The 14,819-nt window shown below is 66.7% G+C and carries 14 protein-coding genes; 1 reads left to right on the top strand and 13 read right to left on the bottom strand.

Features of this window, described 5'->3' with window-relative positions; translation table 11 throughout:
* Positions 1-8: 8 nt before the first annotated feature.
* The 6 genes from creD to ACSQ27_RS12240 form a co-directional block, all read right to left on the bottom strand.
* Positions 9-1,385, bottom strand: coding sequence for a cell envelope integrity protein CreD (creD, locus tag ACSQ27_RS12265; RefSeq protein ID WP_436155782.1), 1,377 nt, complete (start codon positions 1,383-1,385; stop codon positions 9-11).
* 107 nt (positions 1,386-1,492) lie between these two features.
* A complete protein-coding gene (locus ACSQ27_RS12260; RefSeq protein ID WP_436155781.1) occupies positions 1,493-2,113 on the bottom strand; it encodes a Crp/Fnr family transcriptional regulator in 621 nt (206 codons plus the stop codon).
* Positions 2,114-2,126: 13 nt separating this feature from the next.
* The gene (locus tag ACSQ27_RS12255) at positions 2,127-2,810 is read right to left on the bottom strand and encodes an ABC-type transport auxiliary lipoprotein family protein (protein WP_436156234.1); all 684 of its coding nucleotides are present in this window, start codon (positions 2,808-2,810) and stop codon (positions 2,127-2,129) included.
* A complete protein-coding gene (locus tag ACSQ27_RS12250; RefSeq protein WP_436155780.1) occupies positions 2,810-3,742 on the bottom strand; it encodes an MlaD family protein in 933 nt (310 codons plus the stop codon). The genes ACSQ27_RS12255 and ACSQ27_RS12250 overlap by 1 nt, the downstream gene beginning before the upstream one ends.
* A gap of 12 nt (positions 3,743-3,754) precedes the next feature.
* Complete coding sequence (locus ACSQ27_RS12245; protein ID WP_436155779.1) at positions 3,755-4,543, bottom strand: ABC transporter ATP-binding protein; 789 nt, start codon at positions 4,541-4,543, stop codon at positions 3,755-3,757.
* A complete protein-coding gene (locus tag ACSQ27_RS12240) occupies positions 4,540-5,670 on the bottom strand; it encodes an MlaE family ABC transporter permease (protein ID WP_436155778.1) in 1,131 nt (376 codons plus the stop codon). The genes ACSQ27_RS12245 and ACSQ27_RS12240 overlap by 4 nt, the downstream gene beginning before the upstream one ends.
* 340 nt (positions 5,671-6,010) lie before the next feature.
* Here ACSQ27_RS12240 and ACSQ27_RS12235 point away from each other — a divergent pair, with 340 nt between their 5' ends.
* On the top strand, positions 6,011-7,756 hold the full coding sequence (locus ACSQ27_RS12235; RefSeq protein WP_436155777.1) for a GMC family oxidoreductase: 1,746 nt from the start codon (positions 6,011-6,013) through the stop codon (positions 7,754-7,756).
* A 27-nt stretch (positions 7,757-7,783) separates the two neighbouring features.
* On the opposite strand, the gene ACSQ27_RS12230 is transcribed toward ACSQ27_RS12235, so the two are convergent.
* The 7 genes from ACSQ27_RS12230 to ACSQ27_RS12200 form a co-directional block, all read right to left on the bottom strand.
* Entirely contained in the window at positions 7,784-8,242 is a 459-nt protein-coding gene (locus tag ACSQ27_RS12230) for a MarR family winged helix-turn-helix transcriptional regulator (RefSeq protein ID WP_436155776.1), read from the bottom strand.
* Positions 8,243-8,374: 132 nt separating this feature from the next.
* Entirely contained in the window at positions 8,375-9,364 is a 990-nt protein-coding gene (locus tag ACSQ27_RS12225; protein WP_436155775.1) for a Bug family tripartite tricarboxylate transporter substrate binding protein, read from the bottom strand.
* An 89-nt stretch (positions 9,365-9,453) separates the two neighbouring features.
* Entirely contained in the window at positions 9,454-9,873 is a 420-nt protein-coding gene (locus ACSQ27_RS12220; protein ID WP_436155774.1) for an acyl-CoA thioesterase, read from the bottom strand.
* 5 nt (positions 9,874-9,878) lie between these two features.
* Positions 9,879-10,664 (bottom strand): SDR family NAD(P)-dependent oxidoreductase, encoded by a 786-nt coding sequence (locus ACSQ27_RS12215; RefSeq protein ID WP_436155773.1) that lies wholly within the window; start codon positions 10,662-10,664, stop codon positions 9,879-9,881.
* Positions 10,665-10,694: 30 nt separating this feature from the next.
* Positions 10,695-11,945 (bottom strand): thiolase family protein, encoded by a 1,251-nt coding sequence (locus ACSQ27_RS12210; protein WP_436155772.1) that lies wholly within the window; start codon positions 11,943-11,945, stop codon positions 10,695-10,697.
* 50 nt (positions 11,946-11,995) lie between these two features.
* A complete protein-coding gene (locus ACSQ27_RS12205; protein WP_436155771.1) occupies positions 11,996-13,855 on the bottom strand; it encodes a feruloyl-CoA synthase in 1,860 nt (619 codons plus the stop codon).
* A gap of 93 nt (positions 13,856-13,948) precedes the next feature.
* Entirely contained in the window at positions 13,949-14,722 is a 774-nt protein-coding gene (locus tag ACSQ27_RS12200) for a crotonase/enoyl-CoA hydratase family protein (protein WP_436155770.1), read from the bottom strand.
* Between the last annotated feature and the right edge of the window lie 97 nt (positions 14,723-14,819).

Below are 14,819 nucleotides of genomic sequence, written 5' to 3'. Positions count from 1 at the left end.
CGCGCCCATCACACTGCCACCCTCGCAGGCTCGGGTTTGGCCGGGTCGGCCTGCTTGAAGCGCGCATACCAGTCCACACGGCGCGTCAGCATCATGATGGCGGCGAGCACGGCGAACAGCGCCACGGCGCCCAGCAGCAGGGCCGTCTGCTCCATGCGCAGCAGCACGAACAGCATGCCGTACAAGGTGGCGATGCCCAGGCCGAAAGGCAGGCCGCGCGACCAGCGGCCCAGCATGTGGCTGGCGTAAAAGGTGAGCAGCAGCACGCAGGCGCTTGACGCAATGGCATAGGCGGTTTCAAAGGGCATGTGCTCCGACAGGCTCACGAGCAGCAGGAAGAACATGCTCATTGCGGCGCCGACCAGCAGATACTGGATGGGGTGCACGCGCAGCGATTTCATGAACTCAAACAGCCCCACCGCTAAAAACGTGAGGCCGATGAACAACAGGCCGTACTTGGTGGCGCGGTCGCTGAGCGCATAGGTGTTGGAAGGGTCGACAAAGGTCACGTTGAAAGCCTCGACGCAACCGTTGGTGGCTGAGCCGTCGCTGTAGGATGGGCAAACGGCCTTGCGCTTGCCCGCATCCACTTGCGTTACATCCTGCTGCGCGGTGCTGGCCAGGGAGCTGACGCGCCAACTGGCCTCAAAGCCGTCATCCGTGACCTTGCGGTCCACCGGCAAAAACTGCCCGCCGAAACTCGGGTGCGGCCAGTTGGAGGTGAGCTGTACCCGGGTGTCGCCGCCCAGCGGCACGACTGAAATGCTTTCGGTGCCCACCAACTCCAGCGTCAGCTGTGCCTGCAGCGGCGCCGCGCCCACCATGGTGATGGGCAATGGCGCGTGCACGCCGCGGGGGTAGCTGCCGTAGAAGGTGCCGGGCTTGAGCGCCAGCACCTGGTCGCCGATTTTCACGCTGGCATGCCGGATGCCGCGCGAGTCGGAAACAGCCATCATCAACAGAGGCTGGCCGCAATTCATGCGCGAGCCGGCATGCTCGGACACGGGCTTGAGCGCTTCGGTGTCGGTCCATTCGGCCACGATGTCGGCTTTGAGGTTAAACACCTGCGTCGCATGCAGGCCGCGGGCGCGCGCCTCGAGCTTGCTGCCGCCCTTGAGCGTGAGTGAGGCCGGCGCGGCCACCAGCAAGAACTCACGGCGCTCGGTCTGAACCTTCTTGCCTTCATACTTGACGTCCCACTCTTCGGTACAGGCCCGATGGATCAGCGGGCCCGTCAAGGTCTGCGGGCCGGCCAGACTCTGGGCCACGCTCTGGATGGCGATCTGCCGGTAGGTCTGGCGGTCGTGCACCACTCCGCTGATCTGGAACAAGGCGAGGACCAGCAAGACCAGCACCAGAGCCAGCGCGAGGAGTTTTTGTTTCATGACTTCCTTTCGTTTGAACAACGAGAAGAAGTGTGCAAACTCCGTGTGAGGCCAGAATGAGTTCTGGCCCTCTTATGTGAAGCGAGGGTGAAGAAACCGGGAATGCGTCAGTGCGAGCGTACCTGCCCCGGCGCCTGGCCGGCCGCCTCCGCAGCGGCAGCCGCTTGACGGCGTATTAATTTAACCAGCTGGTTGCTGGTGTTGCGCAGGCGCTGCGCCATCATCTGCGTAATTTTGACCAGCAGCTTGGCGCCCACGCCGGGATGGTCGCGGATCAGCAGGGCGATTTCGTGGCGGCCCCAGACGCCGGCCTCGACCGCCTCGATGGCGGTGCAGGTGGCGTAGCGCGGTTCGCTGTCGAGCATGGACATGTCGCCGATCGCCGCACCGCCGCGCACCACCGCGACGCGCGACACCGCCGCTTCGGCGCCGCCATCGGCCTCGGCCTGGGCGGCATCGGCCGCTGACTCCAGGCGCTTGGTGACGTCGACCGTGCCCTTGAGGATCAGCATCATCCAGTCGCCGGCTTCGCCCTCGCGGATCATCACCTGGCCCGGCTCGGCGCGCACCAGCAGCATGGACGCGCCCAGGATGTCGGCCTCCGCCGGCGTGAAGTCCTGCAGCAGCTGCGAGGTCTGCAGCAGGTCCGGGCCATAGGCGCTCAGGCGTTCGCAGCAGCCGAAGACCTTCAGCCCGGCGGCGTCCAGCTGTTCTTCCAGCGTTTTCATCGCAGGGCGCGCCTCAGCGCGCGGGGCTTTGCTGCAGCCACTGGTCTATCTCCTCGATGGCCGCGTCGGTGGCGGCCGTCAGGGCCTGGACGCCGCCGGGCGCGTCGCTGCTGGGCGCGGGCCGCTGTACGATGACGTTGCGCTGGCCGATCAGCTTGTCGCCGGCCGGCGTGACTTCCACCAGCGTGGCGCGCAGGCGGATCAGGCCGACGCTGGTATTGGGCGCGGTGAACAGGTGGCTGAATTCCTCCAGGTCCAGGCGCAGCAGCAGCGGCAGCACCGCATTCTGGCTGCGGTTCAGCGCCACGCTGGCCCCGGCTTCGAACACGGCGCGGCGCTGGCCCAGTTGCAGGCGCACCCGCTGGCGCACCAGCTGCGCGGGCGGCATGCTCCAGCGCGCCTGCGAATAGGGGCGCAGCTGCTGCGCGTCGGCATAGCCCAGGCGGTACAGCACGGCCATGTTGTCCAGCACGCCGCCCGGGGTCGAGATGTCATCCAGGGCCAGGGCGGGCAGCGGCGCCTGGCGCGTTGTGGGCGGGGTCGCAAGCGGGCCCGGCCCGAAGTCGTACATGGTGGCGCGCGTGGGTTTGTCGGGCAGGCCCGAGCAGGCGCCCAGCGCCAGGGCGGCCAGCAGCGCACACACCAGGCCGGCGACCCGGGAAGATGGTTGGGAAGAGGGTTGGGAAAAAGCGCTCATCATTTTTTCACTCCAGAGGCGGAAAAGCCGGGTTCGCCCGGCCCGGGCACCGGCGGGCCGTTGCCGAAGATCAGCGACTGCGGGTTGTCGTCGACCGCGCTCACGGTGCGGCGCAGCTGGCGCATGGCGCGCGCGGTTTCGTCGGCGACCTCGCCAAGCTTGGGCAGCGTGCCGGCGCTGAAGGTTTCCACGCCCGCGGCCAGCGCGGTTCCGCCTTCAGACAGCTTGTCGAGCGGCCCACCCTTTTCATTGAGGCGCGTGGCGGTCACGCTGATGTCGTCCGCGGCGGTTTTGACGGACTTCAGCGTGGCCGTGGTGTCGCGGGACAAAGCCGGCAAGGACGCGACCGTGGGCTCCAGGCCTTTGGCGACACGGTCTATGCTGCCGGCAGCGTCGCCGAGCTGCTTGACGGCCGCGGTCAGGGACTGCTGGTTTTCGTCGGACAGCAGCTTGTTCAGCCGGGTGCTGGCTTCCTCGACCTGGTTGAAGATCACCTCGCTTTGCTTGAGCAGCTTGTCCAGGCCGCCGGGCTTGAGCGGGATGCGCGGCGGGTCGTCGTCGTTGACGGCCAGCCGCTCGGCCGACTTGCCGTCGTCGTCGAGCTGGATGAAGCCCAGCCCGGTGACGCCCTGCGAAGCCACGGTGGCGAAGGTGGACTTGGTGACGGGCGCGCCGCGGTCTATGGAAACGCGGATCAGCACATTGCCTTTGACCTTGGTGTCGAAGCCTATGAGCTCGACCTTGCCCACCGGCACGCCGCGAAAGCGCACCGCCGCCTGCGGCTGCAGGCCGGAGACGGTTTCGCCGGTGCTCATGTCGTAGAGGTCGCGCTGGGTGTTGTCGCGCGTGAGCCAGATCGCCAGCAAGGCCAGCAGGGCTGTGACCACCAGTACAAACGCACCGGCGGCCATGGCATGGGCTTTGTTTTCCATAGTGATGCCTTTCTAGACGGTAAACGGGTATTCGCGCAACAACTCCATCGCGCGCTGACCTCGTTCACCAAGGAAAAATTCGTGGATGAAGGGGTGGGGAAAGGCCACCACCTCCTTGGGCACGTCGTTGACGATGACCTTCTGCTCGGCCAGCACCGCGATGCGGGTGCTGAGCTCGAACAGCGTGTCCAGGTCGTGCGTCACCATCACCACCGTGAGTTCCATGTCGCGGTGCAGCGAGCGCAGCAGCGAGACGAAGCTGTCGGAGCTTTCCGGGTCCAGGCCGGCGGTGGGCTCGTCGAGCAGCAGTAGCGGCGGGTCCATGATGAGGGCGCGCGCCAGCGCCACGCGCTTGACCATGCCGCCCGAGAGGTCGCTGGGCATCTTGTCGGCCGCATCGGGACCCAGGCCCACCATCTGCAGCTTGACCATGGCCGCCTCGTAGACCAGCGCGCGCGGCAAAGTCTTGAGTTCGCGCAGCGGGAAGGCGATGTTCTCCAGCACGGTGAAAGCCGAAAACAGTGCCCCTTGCTGGAACAGCATGCCGACGCGGCTGGCCGCGCCCTGCTTGCCGAGCTCGGCCGCCGGCCGGCCCAGCACGGTGATCTCGCCCTGGGTGGGCTTTTCCAGCCCCAGCATCTGGCGCAGCAGCACCGTCTTGCCGGTGCCCGAACCGCCGACCAGGGACAGCACCTCGCCGCGCTCGACGGTGAGGTCCAGGTCCTTGTGCACCACAGCCTTTTTCTCGCCGTTGGGGAACACGGTCCAGAGTTTTTTGATGTCGACGATGGCTTCACTCATATGCCGACACTCTTGAACAGGACAGCAAACAATGCGTCAACGAGAATCACAACCGTGATCGACGTCACCACCGACGCCGTCGTGCCCTGCCCCAGGCTTTCGGTGTTGGGTTTCACGCGCAGGCCGTAGTGGCAGCCGATCAGCGCGATCAGCACGCCGAACACCACCGACTTGGCCGTGGCCAGCGTGAGGTTGGCCACGTCGACCGCGGCCGGCAGCGAATTGATGAAGTAGGCCGGCGTGACGTCCATGGAGATGTCGGCGGCCAGCATGCCGCCCAGCAAGGCGGCAATGGTGGTCCAGACGCTGATCAGCGGCATCACCACGGCCAGTGCCAGCGCGCGCGGCATGACCAGGCGAAAACCGCGCGGGATGCCCATGACGCGCATGGCGTCGAGTTCCTCGGTGACGCGCATCACGCCGATCTGCGCGGTGATGGCCGAGCCGCTGCGCCCGGCGATCAGGATGGCCGCCAGCACCGGCCCGAGTTCGCGGATCAGCGAGATGCCCAGGATGTTGACGATGAAGGCGTCGGCGCCGAACTGGCGCAGCTGCTGCGAGATCAGGTAGGCCAGCACCACGCCGATCAGGAAACCGACCAGCGCGGTGATCGGCAGCGCGGTGGCGCCGATATGGAACAAATGGCCCGACAGATCGCGCCAGGGACCGTCCTGCGGACGCCGCACCAGGTGGATCACGTCCAGCAGCAGCTGCCCGATCAGGCGCACCAGGCCCTTGAGGTGGTCCAGCAGCCGCAGCACTCGGGTGCCCAGCAGGATGAAGGGCTCGCTCCAGTCGGTTTTCCGGCGTTTGGGCGGGTCGGTGCTGAATTTGGCGACGGTCTCCAGCACCGCGCGCTGGCTGGGCTCGGCCTGCAATTGCGCCGGCCAGCTGCGGCCCCAGTGGTTCCACAGCACCTGCGCGCCGAGGTGGTCGAGTTTGCCGATCTTTTCCAGGTTCCAGCCGGCCGGCGAAGAGGCCGCATCGCCGAGCCCCTGGAGCTGCGCGGTCAGCGCCTCCCAGACCTCCCCGCCGGTGAGGCCGGCGGCCGTCCACGCACCTTGCACGACAAACAGCCGGCCTTGCGGCGTGTCCTGCTGTTCGATGCGGGGCGTGGAGTCTTCCATAAGCATTCAGTCAAGCCAGGCGCGAACCGGCAGTTTGCAATGTACGAAACACAAAGTTGCATGGTAACTGCTGAAAACACCATTGCCGACCGCACGCATCGCGCTGTCGCTCTGGTCCTACACCGGGACTGGAAGGCAGCCAGCCCCCCCGGCGGCACGCCCCCCAACGGGTAATCCCCGCCGCACCGGCGCCCGGCTTTTGCCACAATCGGCCATGCTGCGGCGGTCAACCCCGCGTCAGGCTGGGCTGGCAGGATGGGGCCACGCAGCGCGTTTCGGCCGCTGCCGCCAACCCGGCTTCCGCGAAAAACACCGCCCAGAACAAAGAGACAAGACATCCATGCAAGACGAAAGCCAGGTTTTTGACTACATCATCATCGGCGCCGGCACGGCGGGCTGCCTGCTGGCCAACCGCCTGAGCGCCGACGCGTCCAAGCGCGTGCTGCTGATCGAGGCGGGCCGCAAGGACGACTACCACTGGATCCACATCCCCGTGGGCTACCTGTACTGCATCGGCAACCCGCGCACCGACTGGCTTTACAACACCGAGCCCGACGCCGGCCTGAACGGCCGGGCGCTGCGCTACCCGCGCGGCAAGACCCTGGGCGGCTGCTCCAGCATCAACGGCATGATCTACATGCGCGGCCAGGCGCGCGACTACGACCAGTGGGCGCAGCTGACCGGCGACATGGCCTGGCGCTGGGAAAACTCGCTGCCGCATTTCAAGCTGCACGAAGACCACCACAAGGGCGCCGACGCGATGCACGGTGCGCGCGGCACGGCGCCCGAGCTGATGCAGGACAAGAGCCAGCCCTACCAGAAGCTGCTGCGCCACCACAATTCCGGCGGCGAATGGCGCGTGGAAAAGCAGCGCCTGCGCTGGGACATCCTGGACGCCTTCGCCGAAGCCGCGCAGCAGGCCGGCATACCGGCCAGCAGCGACTTCAACCGCGGCGACAACGAGGGCGTGGGCTACTTCGAGGTCAACCAGAAAAACGGCTGGCGCTGGAACACCGCCAAGGCCTTCCTGCGGCCCGCCTGCTATGCCCGCCCGAATTTCGAGCTGTGGAACAACGCCCAGGTCTGCAAGCTGGTGATAGAGCCGCAGGCGGACGGCGGCCAGCGCTGCGTCGGTGTGGAGGTGTGGGCCGGCGACGAGCGCGTCACGGCGCGCGCCACGCGCGACTCCGGCCACATGGGCGAAGTCATCCTCTGCGCGGGCAGCATAGGCTCGCCGCAAATCCTGCAGCTCTCGGGCATAGGCCCGGCCGCCCTGCTGCAGCAGCACGGCATCCCGGTGCTGCAAGACCTGCCCGGCGTGGGCGCCAACCTGCAGGACCACCTGCAGATCCGCTCGGTCTACAAGGTGCAGGGCGACAAACGCTGGGGCCTGTCGCTCAACACCATGGCTAATTCGCTCTGGGGCAAGGCTCGCATCGGGCTGGAGTACGCGCTGCGCCAGACCGGTCCCATGAGCATGGCGCCCTCGCAGCTGGGCGCGTTCACGCGCAGCTCACCCGACCAGCCTTATCCCAACATCGAGTACCACGTGCAGCCGCTGTCGCTGGAAGCTTTTGGCGAGCCGCTGCACGGTTTCAACGCCTTTACCGCCAGCGTCTGCAACCTCAATCCGACCAGCCGCGGCACGGTGCACATCAAGAGCGGCCGTTTCGAGGACGCGCCGGCGATTTCCCCCAACTACCTGAGCACGGCGGAAGACCGCAAGGTGGCGGCCGATTCGCTGCGCGTGACGCGCAAGATCGTGGGCCAGAGCGCGCTGGCCAAATACCAGCCCGAGGAGTACAAGCCTGGCGTGCAATTCCAGACTGATGAAGAACTCACGCGGCTGGCCGGCGACATCGCCACCACCATCTTCCACCCGGTGGGTACAACGAAGATGGGCCGCACGGAAGGCCCGGACAGCGACCCGATGGCCGTGGTGGATTCGCACCTCAGGGTGCGCGGCATTCGCGGCCTGCGCGTGGTCGATGCCGGTGTGATGCCGCTGATCACCAGCGGCAACACCAACTCGCCGACGCTGATGATCGCGGAGAAGGCGGCGGCCTGGATCCAGGCCGGAATCTGAGCAAGAGCCGCCGGGGCCCGATGCGGCTCAGCGGTAGATTTTTTGCAGAAGGCGCATCAGCGTCTTCTTTTCCGCCGGGCTCAGCCGCTGGGTCGCCTCTGTTTCAAGGCTGACGGCGGTGCCTTCCGCCTCGCGCATCAAGGCCTGGCCCGCATCGGTCAGGTAAAGCCCCACGGCGCGGCCGTCCTGCGGATGCGGCCTGCGGTGCACCAGATCGCGCTTTTCCAGTGTCACGATTTTTCCGACCAGATTGGGCGGCAGGATGTTCAGCGCGCCGCACAGCTGGCGCGAGGTAATGCCGGGGTTGTGCGTGATCAGGGAAAGGATCGAGAAATCCACGTGCCTGAGGTCATAGACCGCCATGCGCTTGCTGAACAACTCAATCACCTTGAGGGAGGCGCGCGTGGCGTTGTAGCCCACCAAGGTTTCAAGATAGGAGGTATCAACCTCCTCTACCGCAGGAGCGGGTTTGGGCGACGCAGGCATAAGGAATCAGGGCACTTTCGTTATCTGGCAACGCAGCTGGCACTGGCATGCAGCCAGTCGAGGCCCGATTATGCCAATGCCGACCGCACGCCGCCCAGCCCGGCCCCGGCGGGCCGGCCTTCCGCCGGGACGTCAGGACTCCGCGGTGAAGCCGACTTTTTTGATCAGCGGACCCCAGCGATCAAACTCACGCTTCTGGCTGAATGCCATGTCGTCCGCGGTGCCGCCGTAGGGAATCAGCCCGACCACCGTGAGCGAGTCGATCACGGATTTGTCCTTGATGGCGGCGTTGATGGCGGCGTTGGCCGCAGCCACCATGTCGGCGGGTGTTTTCGCGGGTGCGTAGAAACCAAACCACTCTTCCACCGTCAGGTCGGCGAAACCCTGCTCGGCGAAGGTCGGCACTTCAGGCACGAAGGGCGAGCGCTGCTTTCCCGAGGTGGCGAGGATGCGCAGCTTGCCGGCCTTGTGGTTGGGAATGAAATCGCCGTGCGGTGTGACCATCGCGGCGAGCTGGCCGCCGACCACGTCGGTCACGCCGGGCACCGAGCCGCGGTAGGGCACATGCTTGAGCTCCACCTGGTTGTTCAGACCCAGCAAGGCGCCGATGAAGTGCGGGGTCGACCCTGCTGCGGGCGAGCCGTAGCTGGCGTCCTTCGGATTGGCCCTGGCCCAGCCGAGAAAGTCATGCACGGTCTTGACCGAGGCCGGCACCAGCGGGCCGACGGCCAGCCCATGGTGGATCATGGAGGCGGTCCCGACCGCGACGAAATCCGCGACGGGGTCGTAGGACAGCTTTTTGTAGATGTGCGGGTACAGCGACAGGCAGGAAAACGGCGACATCGCCAGCACGGATCCATCGGCCGGGGCGGTCTTAAGCACCTCCAGCGCGATACGCCCGCCGGCGCCGGTCTTGGTGTCCACGATGCCGTTGTTCTTCGAATAGGCGGTGCCGCCGAAGCGGTCGCCCACGCGGCGCGCGCAGATGTCGCCCGCGCTGCCGGCCGGAAAGCCGTAGAGGATCTTGACCTGCTCGAGCGCCCGCGCCAGGGCCGGGAAAGGCGCGAGGGCGGCCGCCGAGAGCGCCGCGGCGGTCTGCACGAAATGACGACGTGTTTGCATGAAATGTCTCCTTGTAGTTAAGTCCACGGGTCGAAAAGCAAAATCCGCGAAAAAGCGCCGGGCAGCCCGGGCGCGTCAGCTGCGCCCGCTCAACTGCATTGGCTGCGGATGTCGGGGGGCACGGCAATGGCCTTCATGCGTTCGGGTTTGTCGGGGTGGCGTATGCAGAAGGCGCGGGTTTCCAGGCCCTCGCAGATCAGGTCCTCACCGCGCCGGATCACGTGTTTCTGCAAAAAGACCTTGTCCCGCCACTCCTGCACGCTGGTGTGGATGCTCAGGGTTTCGCCGTAGGTGGCGGGCAGGCTGAAGCGGGTGTTGATCTCCAGCAGCGGCGTGCCGATGATGCCGGTGGTCTTGACCAGTTCCCGCCAGGGTGGCACGCCGCAGGCGGCAAAAAAATTCAGCGAGGCGGCATCCATCCAGCGCGAGAAATTGGGGAAAAACACGATCCCCGCGGGATCGCAGTCGCCGAACGCGACCTTCACTTCGTAGACCACGGTTTTTTCCATGAGGCTCACCTCGGCGCCATGCGCAGTGCACCGTCCAGGCGAATCACTTCGCCGTTCAGGTGGTCGTTGTTCACGATGTGCGCGGCCAGCTGCGCGAACTCTTCGGGCTTGCCCAGGCGCGGCGGAAAGGGAATGCTGGCGGCCAGCGAAGCCTGGACGGCTTCGGGCAGCTGCGCCATCAAGGGCGTAGCGAACAGGCCGGGCGCCACCGTGCAGACGCGGATGCCGTGCTGCGCGAGATCGCGCGCCATGGGCAGCGTCATGCCGGCCAGCCCGGCCTTGGAGGCGCTGTAGGCCTGCTGCCCGACCTGGCCGTCGAAAGCGGCGACCGAGGCGGTGAACATCATCACGCCGCGCTGGCCGTCCTCCAGCGGGGGCAGTTTGGCGCAAGCGGCTGCAAACAGGCGGCTCGCGTTGTAGGTGCCGACCAGGTTGATGGTGATGACTTTGACAAAGTCTTCGAGCGGCGCAGGGCTGCCGTCTTTGACCACCACACGTTTTGCCGAACCAATGCCGGCGATGTTCATCAGGATGCGCGCCGGGCCGTGCGCGGCAGCGGCCTTGTCCAGCGCCGCCTGCATGCTGGCGCTGTCGGTGATGTCGCAGTGGCAGGCCAGCGCGGCGTCGGGGCCATGGGCCGCGCGTATGCTGTCGGCGACTTTCTCGGCATTGGCCAGGTTGATGTCCAGCACGGCGACCTTGCCACCCAGGCGCGCCAGTTCCCGGGCCGTGGCTTCGCCCAGCCCCGAGCCGCCGCCTGTCACCAATGCCGCGAGTCCTTGAATGTTCATGTCAGTGTTCCAGAATCTGTCGGGGCGGGCTCATGCCGCCTCGGGGTTTTCAAGCAGCAGGGCAATGCCCTGGCCGCCGCCCACACAGGCGGAGGCAATGCCGTGGCGCAGGCCCGCTCGCCGGATTTCCCGCGCGACGGTGATGGTGAGGCGCACACCGGTGACCGCCAGCGGATGGCCCATGGCGATCGCGCCGCCGTTGACGTTGAGCTTGCCCAGGTCCAGTTCCAGCTCGCGGGCCACCGCCAGCGTCTGCGCGCCCTGGGCTTCGTTGATTTCAAAGCGGCCGATCTGGTCCAGCGTCAGGCCGCAGCGCTCCAGCAGCAGGCGGATCGCGGGGGCCGGGCCTATGCCCATGATCTCGGGCGGCACACCCACCACAGCGGCAGCCACCACACGCGCGAGCGGTTTGCCGCCCCGGGCTTTCACATAGGCGCCGGAGGCCACCACGGCCGCCGCGGCCGCGTCCACCAGCGCCGCGCTGTTGCCGCCGGTCTGCACCCCGCCGGCATGGACCGCCCTGAGTTTGGCCAGCACCTCGACGGGGGACAGCCGCGCATGGGTGTCCTGCGCGACTTCCGCGACCTTGCCCTGCAGGCGTATGCCGCGACTCGCGTAGCCGGGAAGCTCGAACGCCTCGGTGACCACCGGCACGATTTCACCGGCGTGAAATCCCGCCTCGCGTGCCGCCACCGCTTTCGCAAACGAGCTGGAGGCAAATTCGTCGACCGCTTCTCGCGTGATGCCGTATTTTTTGGCGAGGTTTTCCGCGGTCTGGATCATGTCGATGCCGGCGGCCGAGTCCTTGAGGGCCTCCCACATGAAGTCCTTGAAGCCGACCGGCGCGCCCAGCTTGAAGCCGGTGCGGTGCTCGAAGGCGGCGATCGGGTTGCGCGTCATGCTTTCGGCGCCGACGACCAGCGCCACGCTGGCCGCGCCGCTCTGGATCTGCTCGCCGGCCTGCCGGAACAGCTCGAAGCCGGTGCCGCAGATGCGCTGCACCATGATGGCCGGCACTTCCACCGGCACCCCGGCATACAGGCCGATGTGGCGCGGCAGCATGAATTGCTCGAAGTCTCCCGGCGCCATGTTGCCGGCAATCACCGAGTCGATATCGCCGGCGCTGACACCCGAGCGCTGCAGCACGGCGCGCGCGGCCTTGATGCCGAGGTCGGTGGGCGACACGTGGCCGATGGCGCCACAGTAGTCGACCATGGGCGTTCTGACGCCGTCAAGCATCCAGACGTCCTGGAAGGCGGAGAAAAATCCTTTGTGCTGCATGCAAATCCTGCTGTGTCTATATATGTATGGGGTGTCGGCGGGCCGGGGTGTCAGCGCGCACGCGGTTTCAGGACCGGATGGGCCGCATCGCCGTGCAGGGCCTCCACCAGTGCCGCGCGCTGCGTGAGCACCGCCCGCTGGTTGATGGAGCCCTTGTCGGTGACCTCGCCCTTGTCGAAGGACGGCGGCTCATGCATCAGGTGCAGGCGCGCGATGCAGCTGGCGCTGCCGGTGGCGCAGAGCGCGAGCTGGTCCAGCACCTCCTGAAAATGCGCCAGCACCGGCGCGCTGTCGAGTACCTCGCGCCAGGGCACGTCGGGCGGCAGCCCGGCCAGGGCGCGCACGGCCGGTGTCGGGAATACCAGCGCGCCCACCTCCTTGAGGTTGATGCCGGTGAGCACCGCATCCTGCACATAGGGCGCGCCGGCCGCGACAATCTTCGCGCGCAGCGGCCCGACGCTGACGAAGGTGCCGGTGGCGAGCTTGAAGTCCTCGGCGATGCGGCCGTCGAACTGGAGGCCCCGGTGGATGTCCGCGTCATCTATCCATTTCACGGCGTCGCCGGTGCAGAAGAAACCTTCTTCATCGAAGGCCTGCACCGTGTCCTGCGGCGCGCGCCAGTAGCCGGGGGAGACGTTGGGGCCCTTGTAGCGCACCTCGGTTTTGCCCTGCATGTCGACCAGCTTGAGCTCCATGCCGGGCGTGGGCACGCCCAGGTCGCCGGACTTCACCTCGGGGCTGGTCACAAAGATGGCAAAGGGCGCGGACTCGGTCATGCCCAGGCCGGTCACCATGACGATGCGCTCCCCGATTTCTTTTTCCTGCGACTCGTAGAGACTGTCCCAGACTGGCTGGGCCAAGGCGGCGCCCGCGTAAAAAAACATCTTCACGCGCGACAGCAGCTGGCGCCGCAGTTGCGCGTCCGTCTTCATGGCCAGGGCGATCGCCTCGAAGCCGGTCGGCACGTTGAAGTACACCGTGGGGGCGATCTCGCGCAGGTTGCGCAGGGTCTCGTGCATCAGCGCAGGCGTGGGCTTTCCGTCGTCGATGTAAAGCGTGCCTCCGTGGAACAGCACCATGCCGAAGTTGTGGTTGCCGCCGAAGGTGTGGTTCCACGGCAGCCAGTCGACCAGCACCAGCGGTTCCTCCTGCAGCACCGGCATGGACTGCGCCATCTGCTGCTGGTTTGCGCACCACATGCGCTGGGTGTTGATCACCGCCTTGGGCATCTTGGTCGAGCCGCTGGTGAACAGGAACTTCACGATGGTGTCCGGCCCGGTGGCCTGCATGGCGCGGTCCACCGCGCTCGTCGCCGGCGTGGCGGCCAGGTCCGCGAACCGTGTGCTGGCGCGCCCCTCCATCTGCCCGGCGGCCAGCACCACCTCGGTCCCGGGCTCCACCGTGGCCTGGATGGCCTTGGCATAACGTTCGGCGTCGGCGGCAAACACCAGGCCCGGCGTCACGGTCTTGAGCACATGGCGCAGCTTGTCGTAGTCCTGGCTGACCAGCGAGTACGGCGGCGACACCGGCACGTAGGGCACGCCGGCCACGAGGCAACCCAGGGCCAGCTGCGCATGCTCCAGGCCGTTTTCGGAAAGTATCACCACCGGCCGCTCGGCGCTCAGGCCGCGGTCCAGCAATCCCTGGGCAATGCTGCGCGCCGCCGCCCAGGCCTGGGCATAGCTGAGGTGGCGCCATTCGCCCGTCGTGCCGTCCGGGCGTTTTTCGCGCCGCGCCATGAAGCTGCGTTCGGGCGCGGCCTGCGCCCAGTGCTGCAGCCGGTCGGTGATACGGGCGGGGTAGTCTTTCAGGTCCTGGTCGGCACGCAGGTAGCCGACGCCGGGTGCGCCTTCGCGCAGGACGGCACGCGTCACGCCAAAGCGCAGGGGGCGGAATTTGAGGGCGCTCATGATGGTGTTGTCTCTTCTGTCTCTTTGTCTTTTCGGCTCTTTGGCTTTTGTCTCTTTCCCACCGGGACCTCACGCAGGGCCCGCCGGCACCGCTCAGCTTTTTTGCACCTTGGCGGCCTTGCCGTCCAGGAAGTCCCTCACGCGGCCCTTGGCCTCGGGCGCGCTTTGCGCGATCGCCGCCATCAACGCTTCGGTAAAGAAGCCTTGGTCCGCCGGCTGCTCCGCAATGCGCGGCAAAGCATGCATCAGGGCATAGTTGGTCAGGGGCGCATTGGTCGCCACGCGGGTCGCCAGTTCGAGCGCCTTGTCGAACGCCTGCCCCTGCGGCACCAGGTACTGCGCCAGCCCTATGCGCTCACCGTCCTGGGCGTTGTAGACACGGCCGGTCAGCATCATGTCGGTCATGCGCGCCGCGCCTATCAGCCGGGGAATGCGCACCGCGCCGCCGCCGCCGACAAAGATGCCGCGCGAGCCTTCGGGCAGCGCGTAAAACGTGCTGTCGTCGGCCACCCGGATGTGGCAGGCGCTCGCCAGTTCCAAGCCGCCGCCGACCACTGCCCCGTGCAGGGCGGCAATCACGGGTACGGGCCCGTACTGCAGGCGGTCCAGCGCCGCGTGCCACATGCGCGAATGGTGCAGGCCCTGGCTGGCGTCGCGCTCCTGGAGTTCACCCAGGTCCAGCCCCGCGCAGAAGTGGTCTCCCTCGCCGTGCAGCACGGCGGCGCGGGCGCCGGAGGGCAGGTTTTCAAACATGTCGCGCAGCGCCAGCACCTGGGCGTCGCCCAGCGCATTGCGTTTGGCGGGGCGCGCCAGGCGGATCACGGCAACGTCGCCGCGCATTTCGAGTTGGAGGTGTTTTTGGGTCATTTGGAGGTTTTCAGTGAGGTCGATTATGGTTATGAATAATAACTAAAGCAACGAAGCAGCGCAGCTTTTTTTCAGTGAAAACCCTAGGGCTTGGGCG

This window comes from Polaromonas sp. LjRoot131 (assembly GCF_964252805.1).
GTDB lineage: Bacteria > Pseudomonadota > Gammaproteobacteria > Burkholderiales > Burkholderiaceae_C > Polaromonas.
The sequence above is the reverse complement of the archived record's forward strand: the minus strand, read 5'-3'. Positions and strand labels throughout refer to the sequence as shown.